The following is a 15260-nucleotide window of genomic DNA, read 5'->3' on the forward strand; positions in this document are numbered from 1 at the left end:
TCCCGCTGGCTGCGGGCAGCGATCACTTGCTGACAACCCGGGTACTGTAGCCCTCCCGCGTGGTGAGGGTCACACCGAGGGGGCACCCAGTCTCGATGATCTTCGTAACTGTGTTATGCGAGGAAATCTGATATATAGGGCGGTCAACACGACGAGGCCGCGCTCCCCGTACGGGGAACGCGGCCTGCGGGACGAACGGGTCAGGCGCGGCCGGCCGGCCAGGCCATCCGGACCTCGGTGCCGACACCCTCGTCGACCGGGCGGACCTGCAGATCCTCCACGAAACCGGCGAGCAGGGCGAAGCCCACGCCGGTGGTGAGCGCGTCCTCGCTGAGCGACTCCTTCGCCAGCTCGTCCGGGCCGAGCGCGGCCAGCCCGAGACCCGCCTCGATCGGGGCCCGATCCACCACCCGGACCGTGTACGGCCCGCCGTCGGACATCTCCACGTACACCGGTTCGGCCAGGCCGTACTGCCGGTGCAGGGCGACCGCCCGGGTGCACGCCTCGCCGATGGCCAGGCGAACCTCGTCGAGCAGGTCCTCGCGTACGCCGGCACGCCGGGCCACCGCGACGCCGACCAGACGGGCGGTGCGGACGTGGACCGGGGCCGGGGAGAAGGACAGCTTGACGGTGGCCATCACGCGCCGGTCGAGTCGGCGGCGATGGCCGCGTCGACCGTCGGGTGCAGCGGGAAGACCTGGTCCAGGGCGGTGATCCGGAAGATCTTGAGCAGCGGCTCCTTGTCGCAGACCAGGGCGAAGGAGCCGCCGGCCGAACGGAGCCGCTTGAGCGCGCCGACCAGCACGCCGAGCCCGGTCGAGTCGAGGAAGTCCACCCGCCCCAGGTCCACCACCACGTGGCGGGCCCCGCCGTCGATCAGCTCGATGAGCCGTTCCCGCAGCCGGGGGGCGGTGTAGACATCCACCTCACCGCCGACCTCGAGCACCGTGTGCTCCCCCACGGCGTGGGTCGCCAGCGACAGCTCCATCGGCCCCTCCTCGGTAAACTCTCCTGGGCATCTAACCATCCCCCCGTGCGACCACTTCAGGTCACCGGCCTGCCCCTCCCCATACCCCCACCCTGCGGTTCCCAATTCCGAACACCAGTGCGAGAGTGCAGGACGTGACCGACGACAGGCCCGGCCCGAGGCGCGCGCCGGGCGAGCTGCTGCGGCGGTTGCGGCTGCGTCACACCACGGACCCGGTCACCCACGTCGAACGGGTGCCGGCCCGCACCGGCGAACCGGCGCCGTGGCCCGACTGGGCCCCGGCGGAACTACGGGCGGCGTTCGCGCGACGCGGCGTGGTCGCCCCGTGGCGGCACCAGAGCGAGGCCGCCGAGCTGGCGTACGCGGGCCAGCACGTCGTCGTGGCCACCGGCACGGCGTCCGGCAAGTCGCTGGCCTACCAGCTGCCGGCACTGAGCACCCTGCTCACCGACCCGCGCGCCACAGTGCTCTACCTGGCCCCCACCAAGGCGCTCGCCGCCGACCAGCTCCGCGCCGTCGCGGCGTTGGAGCTGGACGGGGTACGCCCCGCCACCTACGACGGGGACACGCCGCGCGCCGAACGGGAGTGGATCCGCCGGCACGCCCGGTTCGTGCTGACCAACCCGGACATGCTGCACCACGGCATCCTGCCCGGGCACGCGCACTGGTCCGGCTTCCTGCGTCGCCTCGCGTACGTGGTGGTCGACGAGTGCCACACCTACCGGGGCGTGTTCGGCTCCCACGTCGCGCACGTGCTGCGGCGGCTGCGGCGGCAGTGCGCCCGCTTCGGGCGTACGCCGGTCTTCCTCCTGGCCTCGGCCACGTCGGGCGACCCGGCGACGGCGGCCGGGCGGCTCACCGGCCTGCCCGTCGCCGCCGTCACCGAGGACACGTCGCCGCGCGGCGGGGTGACGTTCGCGCTCTGGGAGCCGCCGCTGCTGCCGCCCACCGACCCGTCGCCCGGCGCCGACCTCGTCCAGGTCCGGCGCTCGGCGCTGCGGGAGACCGCGGACCTGCTCGCCGACAGCGTGGTGGAGGGGGTCCGCACGCTCGCGTTCGTCAGGTCCCGCAGGGGCGCCGAGGTGGTCGCCGCGAACGCCCGACGGACGCTGGACGAGGCGGTGCCCGGGCTGGGCGGTCGGGTGGCCGCCTACCGCGCCGGCTACCTGCGCGAGGAACGCCGGGAGCTGGAACGGGCGCTGCTGCACGGCGACCTGCTCGGCCTGGCCTCCACCAACGCGCTGGAACTCGGCGTCGACCTGGTCGGGCTGGACGCGGTGCTGATCTGCGGCTGGCCGGGCACCCGGGCCTCACTGTGGCAGCAGGCCGGGCGCGCCGGGCGCAGCGGCGACGAGGCCCTCGCGGTGCTGGTGGCCCGGGACGACCCGCTCGACACCTACCTCGTGCACCACCCGGAGGCGCTGTTCGGGCGGCCGGTCGAGGCCACCGTGCTCGACCCGGCCAACCCCTACGTGCTCGCGCCGCAGCTCGCCTGCGCCGCTCACGAGGCCCCGCTCACCCCCGCCGACCTGGACCTCTTCGGCGAGGGTGCGAAGGAGGCGGTGGACTCGCTGGTCGAGGCCGGCGCGCTGCGGCAGCGGCCCACCGGCTGGTACTGGCGGCACCGGGAACGCCCCGAGGTCGACCTGCGCGGCGAGGGCGGCGCGCCGGTCTGCGTGGTGGAGGAGTCCACCGGCCGGCTCCTCGGCACCGTCGACGGCGGCTCCGCGCACTTCCTGCTGCACACCGGCGCGGTCTACCTGCACCAGGGCGTCTCCTACGTGGTCGACTCGCTCGACCTGGCCGACGGGTGCGCGCTGGTGCACGCCGAGGAGCCGGACTGGTCCACCCACGCCCGCGACGTCACAGCGCTCTCCGTGGTTTCCGTCCGCTCGTACACCGACGCCGGCCCGGTCGGGCTGTTCCTCGGCGAGGTGGACGTGACCAGTCAGGTGGTGTCGTACCAGCGGCGCCGCATCGCCACCGGCGAGGTGATCGACACCCGGCCGCTGGACCTGCCGGCGCGGGAGCTGCGCACCGTCGCGGTGTGGTTCACGCTCTCCCCCGGGTCGCTGGCCCGCGCCGGGGTGGAGACGGCGGACGTCCCCGGCGCGCTGCACGCCGCCGAGCACGCCGCGATCGGCCTGCTGCCGCTGATGGCGACGTGCGACAGGTGGGACATCGGCGGGTTGTCCACCGCCCTGCACCCGGACACCGAGGCGCCCACCGTCTTCGTCTACGACGGTCACCCCGGCGGGGCGGGCTTCGCCGAGCGGGCGTACGGGACGGCCGCCGCCTGGCTGCGCGCCACCCGCGACGCGATCGTCGAGTGCGGGTGCGAGACCGGGTGTCCGTCCTGCGTCCAGTCCCCGAAGTGCGGAAACGGCAACAACCCGCTGGCCAAGCCGGAGGCGGTGAAGGTCCTCGACGTGGTGCTCACCAACCTGGCCGCCGCCGCTCCCGGCGCGCCCGCCGACGACGCGGCGGGACCCGCGGGCGGTGGGCGGCTGCCCCGACAGGACGACCGGACGCTCCGACCGTCGACGGCGGCCGGCGGCACCCCGCCGGACTGACCTCGTCGCTCGTCCACCGACCGGCTCGTCCACAACGCGCGCCGACCCGACGCCAGCTCGGGAAGGTGGCGGCATCGAGGGCCGCTCGACCCCGCCACCTCGCCGAACTGGCGCGCCGGGGCGCCGACCTCGGCGCTCGACCGGCGGGATCGGCGTCTGGTGGGTGGGACGGGGGCATGAGGTCGGGCGCGACGGGGCATTGATGTATGGGAGCGCTTCCATGCATCATTCCGGTAGCGCAGACGTGACCCCGAGACCCGTCCGCCGGAGGTGCCGCCGTGGCCGACACGATCGCCGAGACCGTCGAGCTGCTCTACACCATCGACCAGGAAAGCCTCACCCCCGACCAGCAGATCGCGCTGGGCACGGCGCTGGCGAACCTGGCGCAGGCGGAGCGGCTGGAACAGATCAACGAACGCCTGCGCGGCATCCACCAGGTGCTCAACACCTGGGCGATGAAGGCCACGGTCGACGGCGGACGCTGAACCGCCGGTCCTGCCGGGCGCGCTGCCGCGGACGCTTGGTGCTGACGTCCAGTGGGCTTCGCCAGCTCGCCGAGGTGGCGGTGTCATGCCTCCGTGGACCGCCCCACCTCGGCGAGCCGGAGTCGATCAAACTGGCGAGGGCTCCGCTGACGGGGGGCGACGTCGGCGCTTTGCGGGCGCACGCTGGTGGCGGCGCTGTGCGACACTCCGGCGACCCCTCGAAGGAGATCAGATGTCGCTCGACAACCTGCAGGCGCAGCACCGCTTCATCGTCCGTCAACGGATCCGGATGATGGTCAACCAGTACGAGGTGCACGCCGCGGCACCGGACGGCTCCGAGGGCGGGCTGCTCGCGTTCGCGCAGCAGAAGCGGCTCGCCTTCAAGGAGCAGGTCACCATCTACACCGATGACAGCAAGCAGCACCCCCTCCTCGGCTTCAAGGCCCGCCAGCGCCTCGACCTCGGCGCCACCTACGACGTGACCGACCACGCCGGCACCCCGATCGGCCTGTTCCGCAAGGACTTCGCCCAGTCGCTGCTGCGCTCGACCTGGCACGTCGAGCAGCCCGGCCTGCCGCCGGCGACCGGGCAGGAGCGCAGCCTGCCGGTGGCGCTGCTGCGCCGCTTCGTCGACTCGCTCTCCTGGCTGCCCTACCACTTCGACTTCGTCGCCGGTGGCCAGCCGGTGTTCTCGGTCGACAAGAAGTGGGGCCTCCGCGACCGGTATGTGGTGGACATCCAGCACCCACACATCGACCGTCGGCTGGTCATCGCCATGGCGGTGGGCCTGGACGCCCTTCAGTCCCGCTGACCCGTCGCCGGCCGGCGGAGCTCGTCACGACGGACTCCGCCGGCCAGCTCCATCATTCTGCGTCGTACCCGGCGAACCGGACTCACCTCATCGCCTCCGGCGCCGCCGGCGTCGCCGCCGCCGACGTGGGTACGACGAAGTGGGCGGTTTCTCGGCCTCTCGATCCTCGTCGGCGGCACACAACTTGCCCACGATCTCGATGGCGTCCTTGCGGCGCTCCTGGCCGCCGAGGACACCGAACAGCGTGGCGATCGACAGAGGCGACTCGAGGAGACGGCGGATCGCTCTGTACGCGAGGTAGGCCATTCCTAGGGGTACAAGGGCTTCCGAAGGCAGATGACCGATGAGTTCCGCAGGCCAGGTTGGCACGGGTGGCTCCCACAGGACGAGGGAGCACGGATCTACACGGCCGCCAGCTCCCGAAAGACAGGAAAAATCGGTGTCTTTCGGGCACTTCCGGGCGCACGGCTACGGTGACTCTCGCACGAATGATCGATACCGGTGTAGTGCTCGTCCTCATCGGTGGGTACCGCGCTCGTGACACCCAGCAGGCGACGTAGGTAGATCTCGATCCGCCGGAGCAGGTACCGGTATGTCCGGTCACCCCGGACCAGCACGCGCCACCACTTCGCGCTGACGACGGTGCGCCCGTCCTGCCGATATGCGTCTGTCGACGACGTCGACACACGTGCCGCCGAAGATTCGGAGGTCTGGAGCCTGCGTTCGAGCGCGATGAGCCGCTTCACGAGCCGACAGACGTCACCGAATCTGTGCCAGCGCAATGGCTGCAACTCAGGTGAGCCGAACCGCCCGGAGGGCTCGACGGGCGCCTCGACCAAGCGGCCGTCGATCCGCACGGAGAAGGGCGAGAACGCGTCGCCCGGTTTGGCGCGCAAGCCCATGAGCAGGAGGGCGGCGACCATTGTCTTGCCGGATCCTGGGGCTCCCCTCAGCACCAGGGGCCGCCGCAGGGCGAGGGTGGCCGCCACCTTGGCCAGGTCTCGGACCGCTGACCCGTCTCGGCGCGCCGCGAAGCAGCCGCGTGCGCCGATCAGGTCTGACGACATGACGCAAACTATAGGTCAGGCCATCAATGTCCAGGGCTCGCACCCGCCGCGGGTAACGGAACCCGCGCGCGGCCGATACATTTCGGGGGCCACCCGGCCGGCCGCGCACGAGCCCCGGGGATCGGGGCGTCATGGGAACATCGCCACCTCGTGCACCTAGCGATTACCGATCCGGCTTCAGGCGTCGATCCTGGTCGGGCCGGCTCGCGATGTCGCGGTGGCGGCCCGGGCCAGCCCCGGCATGGGCGCGACCCGCACCTGCGCCGTGACGATCAGGTCGAGCCCGTCGGTTCGACAGCCGGTCAGTCGGCCGCCGTTGGCCGCCACCAACTCGGCGGCTCGCCCACACGCGGTGTCCGGCCCATCGAGCGCCCGGGCCGCGCCCGCGAGCGCGCCGAAGTCGGCCGCTACCCGGGCCTGATGGCGCGCGCACCGGGCGGCCCCGAGCCCGGCGCCGGCCAGTCCGACGAGCACGAACACCAGACCGACCGCGAGCAGGCACACGGTCGCCCCACCGCGATCATCCGCGAACCCGGTGGCGAGCGGCCCACAAGGAGCGCCGTTGGCGGACGGCCTAGGAACCGCCCGGTCAGCGAACGTCCCGCCAACTGGGCCGGCGGCGAGTGGCCCGGGAGCACACGGTTCGACGCCGCACGGTGACGATCTTCCCGCTGTCACGATGTCGGGCCGGGAGCACCGGGCTCCACGGCGGCCACCGCGACGCCCGTCACGGTCAACCGGGGCAGCCGGGCGCCGACCGTCCGCACCGGCGCCCGGACGGTCGCGACCACCCGGTCGCCGGCCACCGTAACCGTCACCTCCGCGCCGGCGGGCGCGTACCAGGCGCCGGCAGGGACGCCGGACTCGCCCCGAGCGGCGGCGAGCGCAGCCTCCCGGGCCGCGTCGACACAACCCGCCCGGGTGGTGACCGCGTCGACCGAGGTGAGCCCGGCGAAGAGGAGAAGCATCAACGCCGGCAGGCCGGCCGCCAGCTCGGCGGTGAACGATCCCCGCTCCCGGAGCACCCACGAGCGACGCCGCAGATCGACGCGCGGACCGTCGGGCGGCGCCGCCCCGACCACCGGGACCGTCGGGACACCGGGCCGTCGGCCGGCCCGCCGGCGCCCGGTCACTTCAGGGCCCGGTCGATCACGGCGGTCAGCGCGGACTGCACGTTTCCGGAGGTGAGCACCTTCAGCAGGATGCCGGCGAAGGCGACCGCGGCGAGGGTGCCCACGGCGTACTCGGCGGTGTTCATGCCGGCGTCGCCCCGTAGGCGGGCGATGAGCTTGCGCATGTCGTACGTCCCTTCTCGATGGTTCACAGCACGTCGCCGAGGACGGCGACGATCACCGGCACCAGACCGGCGAGAATGAAGGCGGGCAGGAAGCACAGCCCGAGTGGCAGCACGATGAGCACCCCCGCGCGCCGGGCGGACGCCTCGGCTGCGATCGAGCGCTCGGCCCGCAGGTCGTCGGCGAGCCGGGTGAGCGCGCCGGCGAGCGCGGCGCCGCTGTTCGACGATCGGATCGCGGCGCCGACCAGGCTTGCCGCTCCGGGCACCTGCCGCAGGTGGGCCCAGGCCTCCGTCGGCGTACCGCCCAGGCTCAACGTGCGGCCGACCCGGCCGAGGCGGTCCGCGAGCGGCCCGCCGAGCGTCTCCGCCACCGCAACCGCCGAACGGTCCACGGGCGCGCCGGCCCGGAGCGCGGCGGCCAGCAGATCGGCGGCGAGTGGCAGGTCGGCGGTTTCGCGCAGGCGCCGCTCCCGCGCGGCGCGCGGCTCGATCCGGCGGAGCAGACGGTCGGCGGCCACGCCCGCCAGCGGCCCGGCGAGCAGACCGGCCCAACCGCCGACCACCACCACCACGGCCACCGCGGCCAGCCCGGCACCCAGCCGGATCCGGTCCGGCCACCAGGTCGGGCGCGGTCGTGCAGGGGCGGATGCAAGCCGGCGCAGTCGCCGCGCCGGACGGATGACCGGCCCGGCCACGACCACCAGCGACGCGGCACCGCCGAGGCAGGCGGCGGCCAGCACCTGGCGGGACATCAGGCGGCCCGCCCGGGCCCGGTGCCGAGCCGCTCCGCCCAGAGCAGACCACCGACTTGGAGGACGACTGCCGCCGTGGCGCTGCCGCCACCGACAGGCGTGTGCAGGAGCACGGCCACCGGGTCGACGCCGATGGCGTAACCGAGACCGATCCCCCCGAGCGGCAGGGCGGCGAGCAGCCAGGCGGTTGCCCGAGAGCCGGCGGCCTGGGCGGCCGCCGCCGCCAGGCCCCGGTCGGCCGCGCGGGCGTCGGCCTCGATTCGCTCCAGCAGGTCGGCCAGCGGCGCCCCGGTCCGGTCGGCCAGCCGCACCGCGGCGTGGCACAGCCTGGCGATCCGGCCCGTGCCCCCGTCGAGCACCGCGCCGGCGGGTAGACCGGCGCGCAGGTCGGCGGCGGCCGCAGCGAGCCGGTCGAGATCGCGGCGGTGTGTCCGGTCGGCCTCCCGCTGTGCGCGTCGGCGCACGGCCGCGCGGGCGGCGAGCGTGCCGTAGGCGGCCAGCACCAGCGCGGCCACCGGGCCGCCGAGAACGGCGCCGACCCCGCCACCGAGCACCGCCGCCGCCGGCAACACGTGCCGTGCCGTCCTCGTCGCGGACAGGCGCCGTCCGACACCGAGCGACCGGTCGACAAGCGCGAACCCGCGCGGCAGTCGGCCGTCGACACCGGGCCGGTAGCCGTCCGGGCTGGGGAAACGACCGTCGAGGCCGGGCCGGTGACCGTCGAGGCTGGCCCGGCGCCGCGCACGGCCCCGCCCGATGCCCGGCCGGCGCCGCCGGTCAGCGTCGCCGGGCGACCGCCGGTACCGCCTCGGAGACGGGCGCACCGATCCGCGGGCACCGGTGCCGGTGGCTCTCCCGCGAGCCGGCGGTCGGGTGTCGCCGCCCGAGGCGGTTGGCAGGTCGAGGACCGTCCGCCGCCGGACCCGACCGGCGCGCGCCGGCCAGGCGACCGCCGCGGCGGCACCGGCCAGGAGCACGCACGCCAACCAGAGTTGCCCGGTCACTTCGATCCCGCCGAGCCGGGCCAGACCACCCGGAGGATCGGCGGTACGGGCACGCCCCGCTCCCGCAGCAGGTTGCCGAGCGACCGGGCGGCCAGGCCGAGGCCACGGCCGCGGATCCACGCCGGGACCACTGTCACCACCCGATCGGGCCCCTCCGGCAGGAGCAGACCGATCGAGTCGAGCACCCGCCCCGCTCCGGTCCGGCGAAGTTGCAGCACCACCTGCAACGCGGCGGCGACCTGGGCGTGCAGCGCGACCCGCGGCAGCCCGCCGAGCATGCCGAGCGCCTCCAGCCGGGCCGGGACGTCCGTCGGCGCGTTGGCGTGCAACGTCCCCGCCCCACCGTCGTGTCCGGTGTTCAGCGCGGCCAGCAGATCGACCACCTCGGCGCCCCGGCACTCGCCCACCACCAGCCGGTCCGGTCGCATCCGGAGCGCCTGCCGGACCAGGTCACCGAGCCCCACCACGCCGACGCCCTCGACGTTCGCGGTGCGCGCCTGCAACCCGATCACGTGCGGGTGCACCGGACGCAGCTCCGCGGCATCCTCGACCAGCACGATCCGCTCGTTGCCGGGCACCAGCCCGAGGAGCGTGTTGAGCAGGGTGGTCTTGCCGGAGCCGGTGCCACCGGTCACCAGGTAGGCCAGCCGGGCGGCCACCACCGCGTCGAGCAGCGGGGCGACCGGGCGGGGCACGGTGCCGTGCTCGACCAACTCGTCCAGCGTGAACGGTCGCTGTCGGAAGGTGCGCAGCGACAGGTAGGGGCCGTCGGTCGCCACCGGCGGCAGCACGGCGTGCAGCCGGGTGCCGTCGGGCAGTCGCGCGTCGGCGTAGGGCGAGGCGTCGTCGAGCCGGCGACCGGCGGCCGAGGTCAGCCGCTGCGCCAACCGGCGTACGTCGTCGACCGTGCCGAGCGGCACCGCCACCTGGTGCAGCCCTCGTCCCCGGTCGACCCAGACCCGGACCCCGTTCACCAGCACGTCGGTGACCTCCGGATCGGCCAGGAACGGCGCTAGCGGGCCGGCGCCGACGAGGTCGTCGTGCACCCGGTCGGCGATGCGCAGAAGGGTGGTGTCACCGAGCACGCCGGCGGCCGGCTCGGCGCGTACCGCGGAGACGACCGCGGCGGACGTGACAGGCGTGGCCTCGGCGGCGAACCGGTGCCGGACGCGGGCGGCCAGCTCCTCCGGGTCGACCGGCCCGGTCACGCCGCGCCCGCCGCGGATCGGCCGGTCAGCTCGTCGACGAGCCGCTGGCACAGCGCGGCGAGCGGACCCTTGCCGGTGGCGCCGGGTGCCTCGCCGCGTTCCAGCCCTCGACACAGGCCGGGCTCGGGCCGGAGCGTGCCGGCGAGCGGAAGGCCGAGCGCACGGGACACCTCGGCCGCCCGCAGCCGACCCGGCGCCGGGCCCCGCACGATCACCGACAGGTCGGCGCAGTGCGGGGCGACGACGGCGGCCACCCGGGCCGCGGCCGCGGTGGCCCGCAGCTCCGCGGGCACCACGAGGATCGCCCGGTCGGCGGCCTGGAGGGCGATCACGGCCGCGTCGTCGAGATGCCGGGGCAGGTCGAGCACGACCAGGTCCCGCCCGCGCCGGCCGGCGTCGACAGTGGCGGCCATCGCCTCCGCCGGCAGGTGTCGCAGGTCGCCCCGGTCCCACGAGAGCACCACCAGGTCACCGCGGCTGGGCAGGGCACGGACCAGCGCCGGCGGATCGACCCGCCCGTCGGCGCCGGCCAGCTCCGGCCAGCGCAACCCGTCGAGTTGCTCCCAGCCGAGCACCAGGTCCAACCCGCCGCCCAGCGGATCGGCGTCGACCAGGAGCGTGCGCAGCCGGGCCCGGGCCGCACTGACGGCGAGCCCGCCGGCGAGCACGCTGGCCCCGGCGCCGCCGCGCCCGCCGAGCACCGCCACGACCCGCGCCGGGCCCGCATCCGCCGGCCCGGCCACGCACTCGGCGAACCGGTCCACCAGCCAGGGCTCCGCCGCGGGCAGCGCCGCCACGTGCTCGGCGCCGATCAGCTCGGCCAACTCCGTACCCGGATCGAGCTGGCCGGAGCGACCGACCAGGACCGTGCGCGGACGCCGCGGCAGGCGGGCCCGCAGGCAGGCCGCCGCCTGGTCGGCGCCGACCAGCACCAGCGGCGCCGGGGCCCAGCGGGCGCGGGCCGCGGCCGGGTCGGCCGCCAGCTCGACCTCGGTGCCGCCGGCCGCGGCGAGCCGCAGCAGTTCGTCGAGCAGGTCGCCGTCGGCCGTGACGAGCAGGGGCAGCCGACGGTACGGCGGGAGCGGGGTACGGGGCGGCATGGCGGCCTCCATCGGTCGGACTCGGACGTGCCGCGACGCAGCCTGCCCAAGTCGACCGCTCCGCGCGGGGACACCGGACGCCCGCTTGTGGACAACGGCGCGATGTGGACAGGCCCCGGCGGACGAGTCGATCTGCTATGTGCCCGGGCCGCCGGATCGGCGGGTAGTCCCTGACGGCACGGCGTTCCGAGGCTCCGAAAAGGCCGACCCACCCCGGCCCACCGGTCGGCGCGGAAAGACCGTCAGCCATTGACGAGGGGGATCACCCGTCCCGCATAATCGGATCCCTTGCCGCAGAACGGACGGCACCGGCTCGTGAAATCGAGGCCATGACCGATCCACCGCAGGGCGCCGGAACACCACCCGCCCGCCGCCACGCCCGTCCCGCTCCCCCGCCCGGCGACGCCTGGCTTCGCGACCCGTCCCCGGCCACGCTCGCCTCGGTGACGATCGGCATCGTGGTCGTCGTGCTCGTCGGCACGCTCAGTTTCTTCGCGATGCCCCGCCGGCCCGACCTGCCGCCACCCATCGGCAGCGAGGCGATCCTGGCCTCGCCGGGAAACTCCACGCCGGCGGCGGACGTGTCGACCGAGTCGTACTCTCCGGCGCCCGTGTCGCTCTCCACCCGCGCCGCCCTGCCCACCCGCCGGCCCGCGCCGCCACGCCGCACCACGCCGGCCGCCCGGCCGCCGGCGCCGAAGCCGACGGCCAGCCGCACCACGCCACCCGCGCCACGGCCTGGTGAGCTCACCCCGCTGCCGGCGTCCCGGGAATCGTCGCTGCGCTCCCGCAGCGGCGGCCCGGAGACCTTCGTCGACTTCGTCAACGCCCGATCGGGAACCGTCGTCGTCTACTGGCTGGACTACGGCGGCCAACGCCAGCGGTACGCGGTGCTGCGGCCGGGGCAGACCCACCACCAGCAGACGTACGTGGGGCACCCGTGGGTGGTGACCGACGATCGAGGTCGGGCGCTGGTCTGCTTCGAGCCCGCATCGGAGACCCTGCGCGCGGTCGTTCGCTAGTTTGCTGTCCACTATGGATGCCTTCGTCCTCGGGGTGTAACGCCACGGCCACGCTCAGCGGTAATTGACCGACGGCAACTTCCGGGCGGCACGACCGCCCAGCCGTCTCATCCGAGAGGAGCGGGGATGCACAACACCTGGCGGAGGGCGGCCCTGGCGGCCGGCCTCTCGATCACGGGGGCGCTGGGCGGGCTCGTCGCCGCCGCGCCGGCACAGGCGCAGCCGGTGGAGTCGGGCTCGGTCACCTTCAGCGGCGACCCGGGCGACTACATCACCGGCGGCGGATCGTACGCCTACTCGGTCGCCGGCGGTGACCAGCTCACCACCGCCGCGTCCACCGACACCAGCCACGTGTCGGTCAACGTCAACGGCTACAACGGCGACTGGTGGTACCTGGACTTCGACGCCCCGGGCAGCCAGCCACTGGTCCCGGGCACCTACGAGAACGCGACGCGCTACCCCTTCAACGGCGCCGGTCCCGGGCTCAGCCTGGACGGGAACGGGCGCGGCTGCAACCAGCTGACCGGCACGTTCACGGTGCTCAACGCCGTTTTCGGGCCGAACGGCTACGTCCAGACGTTCGACGCCACCTTCGAGCAGCACTGCGAGGGCGGCACCGCGGCGGCCCGCGGTGAGGTGCACATCGCCAACCCGCCGGCACCGGCGCCGCTGGACCTCGCGCTCGCCGTGGCCACCGACGGCACCGCCAGCACGGTCAGCGGCAAGGCCGTCGTGCACGGCACCGTCACCTGCAACCAGCCGACCTCGGTGTCGCTCTACGGCACGGTCACCGAGATCGTCAAGAAGGCCATCGTCCGGGCCGACTTCATCACCCGGGTGAACTGCGTGCCGGGCAGCCCGGCCGCCTGGACCGCCACCGCCACGCCGCCCGGCACTCAGCCGTTCGTCAAGGGCGACGTCGAGGTCAGCACCAGGGCCCAGGGCTACGACAGCCAGTACAACCAGTACGTCGAGGTCAACGACACCACGGTCGTCACGCTGCGCAGGTCCTGACAGCGGACAGGGGCGGTCGGGCCGGCGACGGTCCGACCGCTCCATCGTGTCGGGGCGAAAAGGGACGACCCCCGTCGGGGGGAGACGGGGGTCGTCGGGTGGTTCGGCTCCGGGGGGGTCGAGCCGAACCGACTCAGCGGTCACGGGGGGTGCAACCGCCGAGGGTCTGCGGGCGACCGGACGCGAACTCCTGTCGCGAGGACAAGCATGCCGCAGCCGACCCTTATACGTCGAGTGGTGTTCACTCCACGCAAAGCTAATTTCTCGCACAGAGATGTGACCGCCGTCACTCCGTCGGGTACACCTCGCCCGCGCGGCCCCGGGGTGGGCGGTCGCGGGCGTCCCGTCCGGCTAGACTTTCGCGCCGTGGGCCGTAGTGCCGCTTTCTTCGATCTCGACAAGACCGTCATCGCCAAGTCGAGCGCCCTGGCGTTCGGTCGGCCGTTCTACCGGGACGGGCTGATCACTCGGCGTGACGTGGTCAAGTCGGCGTACGCGCAGCTGATGTTCCGGCTGGGCGGCACCGACGAGCAGACCATGGCCCGCACCCGGGACTATCTGGCCACGCTCTGCAAGGGCTGGCCGGTGGAACAGGTCCGCCAGATCGTCGCGGAGACGCTGCACGAGCTGATCAACCCTTATGTGTACGCCGAGGCGGCAGCCCTCATCGAGGAGCACCAGGCCGCCGGCCGGGACGTGGTGCTGGTCTCCGCCTCGGGCGAGGAGATGGTCCGGCCGATCGGCGAGTTGCTCGGTGTGACCGACGTGATCGCCACCCGGATGGCGGTCGTCGACGGTCGCTACAGCGGCGAGGTCGAGTTCTACGCGGCCGGTCCGAGCAAGGTCGACGCCGTGGGCGAGCTGGCCCTGGAGCGCGACTACGACCTGGCCGACTCGTACGCGTACTCCGATTCGTACAGCGATCGGCCGTTGCTGGAGTGCGTGGGTCACCCGAGCGTGGTCAACCCGGACCGCACGCTGCGCAAGCTGGCGGCGGAGAACGGCTGGCCGGTGCTGGAGTTCCGGCATCCGATCCCGCTGGGCCGCCGGCTGCGTGAGCGGCCGGCGGTGCCGGTCGCGGCGGCGGCGCTCGGCGTGGGTGTCGGTGTGGCCATCGGCATCGCCTGGTACGGCCGGCATCGGCGCACCCGGGCCGCCGCGCCCACCGGCTGACGGCGCAAGGCCGGGTTCAGGAGGCGGCGAGGAGTTCGTCGCCGATCAGCGTGATCTGGTCCGCGCCGACCTCCACCGCGGCCATGTAGTGCCGTAGCCAGGAGCGCAGGCCGTCCGGGGTGCCGGTGGCGAAGGCGCCGGCCGCGCCGACGTACTCCGGTTCCCGCTCGTGGTGCCCGACGTCCACGCCGACCAACCCACGCGGGTCGAAGCCGGTGGAGATCAGCACCAGTCGCGCGGCGGCCCGGGCGACCACGCCGGAGGGGCCGGGGAACGGGCGCAGGTTCAGCAGTTCGCCGTGCACCACGGCGGCCAGCACCAGCGGTGGCACCTTGGTGCCGCCGGCCACCAGGCCGGACAGGCCGTCGAGCCGGGCCGCCACCACCGGGTCGGTCACCGGCCGGCCCACCTCGTCCTCGGTCACCACGTCGCGGGCGGCGAGCACGTGCAGCCGGGCGAGCACCTGCCGGGGCGCCTTCGGCCAGAGGTCGCTGAGCCCGGGCAGCGCGCCGGCCACCCGCAGCGCGCCTTGGAGCACCGGGTCGGTGACCGTGCCGGCGCGTACCTCCTCGCGGTCGTGTTCCCGGCCCTCCAGCGCGGCGCTGGCCACCGCGGAGCGGAGGCTGACCTCCGCGGCGAGCGGGCCGCCCTGGCGGCGCAGCGCCCGGTGCCGGTGGGCCTGGTCGACCCGGTCGCGGGCCCGCTCGACGGCGGACGCGACGTCGGCGAGCGCGAGCAGCGGGGCCAGCGGATCAGTGGTCACCCG

At 74.4% G+C, this 15260-nt stretch carries 16 protein-coding genes and 1 pseudogene; 6 read left to right on the plus strand and 11 right to left on the minus strand.

Translation table 11 applies throughout. From position 1 onward, the window contains the following. Positions 1 to 200 precede the first annotated feature (200 nt). Complete coding sequence (locus tag O7598_RS27700; protein ID WP_091062769.1) at positions 201 to 638, minus strand: ATP-binding protein; 438 nt, start codon at positions 636 to 638, stop codon at positions 201 to 203. Then, a complete protein-coding gene (locus tag O7598_RS27705; RefSeq protein WP_091062772.1) occupies positions 638 to 988 on the minus strand; it encodes an STAS domain-containing protein in 351 nt (116 codons plus the stop codon). Before O7598_RS27705 ends, O7598_RS27700 begins: the two co-directional genes overlap by 1 nt. Before the next feature lie 92 nt (positions 989 to 1080). Between O7598_RS27705 and O7598_RS27710 the strand changes: the two genes are divergently transcribed. From O7598_RS27710 to O7598_RS27720, 3 genes are all read left to right on the plus strand, one after another. Further along, a complete protein-coding gene (locus O7598_RS27710; RefSeq protein ID WP_442929939.1) occupies positions 1081 to 3561 on the plus strand; it encodes a DEAD/DEAH box helicase in 2481 nt (826 codons plus the stop codon). A 278-nt stretch (positions 3562 to 3839) separates the two neighbouring features. Then, the gene (locus tag O7598_RS27715) at positions 3840 to 4046 is read left to right on the plus strand and encodes a hypothetical protein (protein ID WP_089154522.1); all 207 of its coding nucleotides are present in this window, start codon (positions 3840 to 3842) and stop codon (positions 4044 to 4046) included. A gap of 232 nt (positions 4047 to 4278) precedes the next feature. Further along, the gene (locus O7598_RS27720; RefSeq protein ID WP_269694161.1) at positions 4279 to 4857 is read left to right on the plus strand and encodes a hypothetical protein; all 579 of its coding nucleotides are present in this window, start codon (positions 4279 to 4281) and stop codon (positions 4855 to 4857) included. A gap of 401 nt (positions 4858 to 5258) precedes the next feature. On the opposite strand, the gene O7598_RS27725 is transcribed toward O7598_RS27720, so the two are convergent. The 8 genes and pseudogenes from O7598_RS27725 to ssd all read right to left on the minus strand — a co-directional run bounded on the left by O7598_RS27725 (position 5259) and on the right by ssd (position 11285). Continuing rightward, positions 5259 to 5924, minus strand: coding sequence for a hypothetical protein (locus tag O7598_RS27725; protein WP_269694162.1), 666 nt, complete (start codon positions 5922 to 5924; stop codon positions 5259 to 5261). Positions 5925 to 6101: 177 nt separating this feature from the next. After that, positions 6102 to 6452, minus strand: a pseudogene (locus O7598_RS27730) (Rv3654c family TadE-like protein); the annotation flags it as partial. Positions 6453 to 6598: 146 nt separating this feature from the next. Continuing rightward, positions 6599 to 6967 carry a TadE family type IV pilus minor pilin gene (locus tag O7598_RS27735; RefSeq protein WP_269695000.1) on the minus strand — a complete coding sequence of 123 codons (369 nt, stop codon included), beginning with the start codon at positions 6965 to 6967 and terminating at the stop codon, positions 6599 to 6601. Positions 6968 to 7053: 86 nt separating this feature from the next. After that, entirely contained in the window at positions 7054 to 7221 is a 168-nt protein-coding gene (locus O7598_RS27740) for a DUF4244 domain-containing protein (protein WP_081883916.1), read from the minus strand. A 23-nt stretch (positions 7222 to 7244) separates the two neighbouring features. Continuing rightward, positions 7245 to 7973 carry a type II secretion system F family protein gene (locus tag O7598_RS27745; protein WP_269694163.1) on the minus strand — a complete coding sequence of 243 codons (729 nt, stop codon included), beginning with the start codon at positions 7971 to 7973 and terminating at the stop codon, positions 7245 to 7247. Beyond that, a complete protein-coding gene (locus O7598_RS31380; protein ID WP_332367392.1) occupies positions 7973 to 8977 on the minus strand; it encodes a type II secretion system F family protein in 1005 nt (334 codons plus the stop codon). Before O7598_RS31380 ends, O7598_RS27745 begins: the two co-directional genes overlap by 1 nt. Beyond that, the gene (locus O7598_RS27755; RefSeq protein ID WP_269694164.1) at positions 8974 to 10185 is read right to left on the minus strand and encodes a TadA family conjugal transfer-associated ATPase; all 1212 of its coding nucleotides are present in this window, start codon (positions 10183 to 10185) and stop codon (positions 8974 to 8976) included. The genes O7598_RS31380 and O7598_RS27755 overlap by 4 nt, the downstream gene beginning before the upstream one ends. Beyond that, positions 10182 to 11285: a septum site-determining protein Ssd gene (gene ssd / locus O7598_RS27760; protein WP_269694165.1), complete on the minus strand. Its 1104-nt coding sequence runs from the start codon at positions 11283 to 11285 to the stop codon at positions 10182 to 10184. Before ssd ends, O7598_RS27755 begins: the two co-directional genes overlap by 4 nt. A gap of 329 nt (positions 11286 to 11614) precedes the next feature. Here ssd and O7598_RS27765 point away from each other — a divergent pair, with 329 nt between their 5' ends. From O7598_RS27765 to O7598_RS27775, 3 genes are all read left to right on the plus strand, one after another. Then, complete coding sequence (locus O7598_RS27765; protein ID WP_269694166.1) at positions 11615 to 12307, plus strand: VHL beta domain-containing protein; 693 nt, start codon at positions 11615 to 11617, stop codon at positions 12305 to 12307. 126 nt (positions 12308 to 12433) lie between these two features. Next, positions 12434 to 13321: a hypothetical protein gene (locus O7598_RS27770; RefSeq protein ID WP_269694167.1), complete on the plus strand. Its 888-nt coding sequence runs from the start codon at positions 12434 to 12436 to the stop codon at positions 13319 to 13321. A gap of 366 nt (positions 13322 to 13687) precedes the next feature. Beyond that, on the plus strand, positions 13688 to 14494 hold the full coding sequence (locus tag O7598_RS27775; protein ID WP_269694168.1) for an HAD family hydrolase: 807 nt from the start codon (positions 13688 to 13690) through the stop codon (positions 14492 to 14494). A 16-nt stretch (positions 14495 to 14510) separates the two neighbouring features. Here O7598_RS27775 and O7598_RS27780 read toward each other — a convergent pair whose 3' ends face one another. Beyond that, the gene (locus O7598_RS27780) at positions 14511 to 15257 is read right to left on the minus strand and encodes an oxidoreductase (RefSeq protein ID WP_269694169.1); all 747 of its coding nucleotides are present in this window, start codon (positions 15255 to 15257) and stop codon (positions 14511 to 14513) included. Positions 15258 to 15260: the final 3 nt, after the last annotated feature.

It is taken from the genome of Micromonospora sp. WMMC241 (assembly GCF_027460165.1).
Taxonomy (GTDB): domain Bacteria; phylum Actinomycetota; class Actinomycetes; order Mycobacteriales; family Micromonosporaceae; genus Micromonospora; species Micromonospora humi.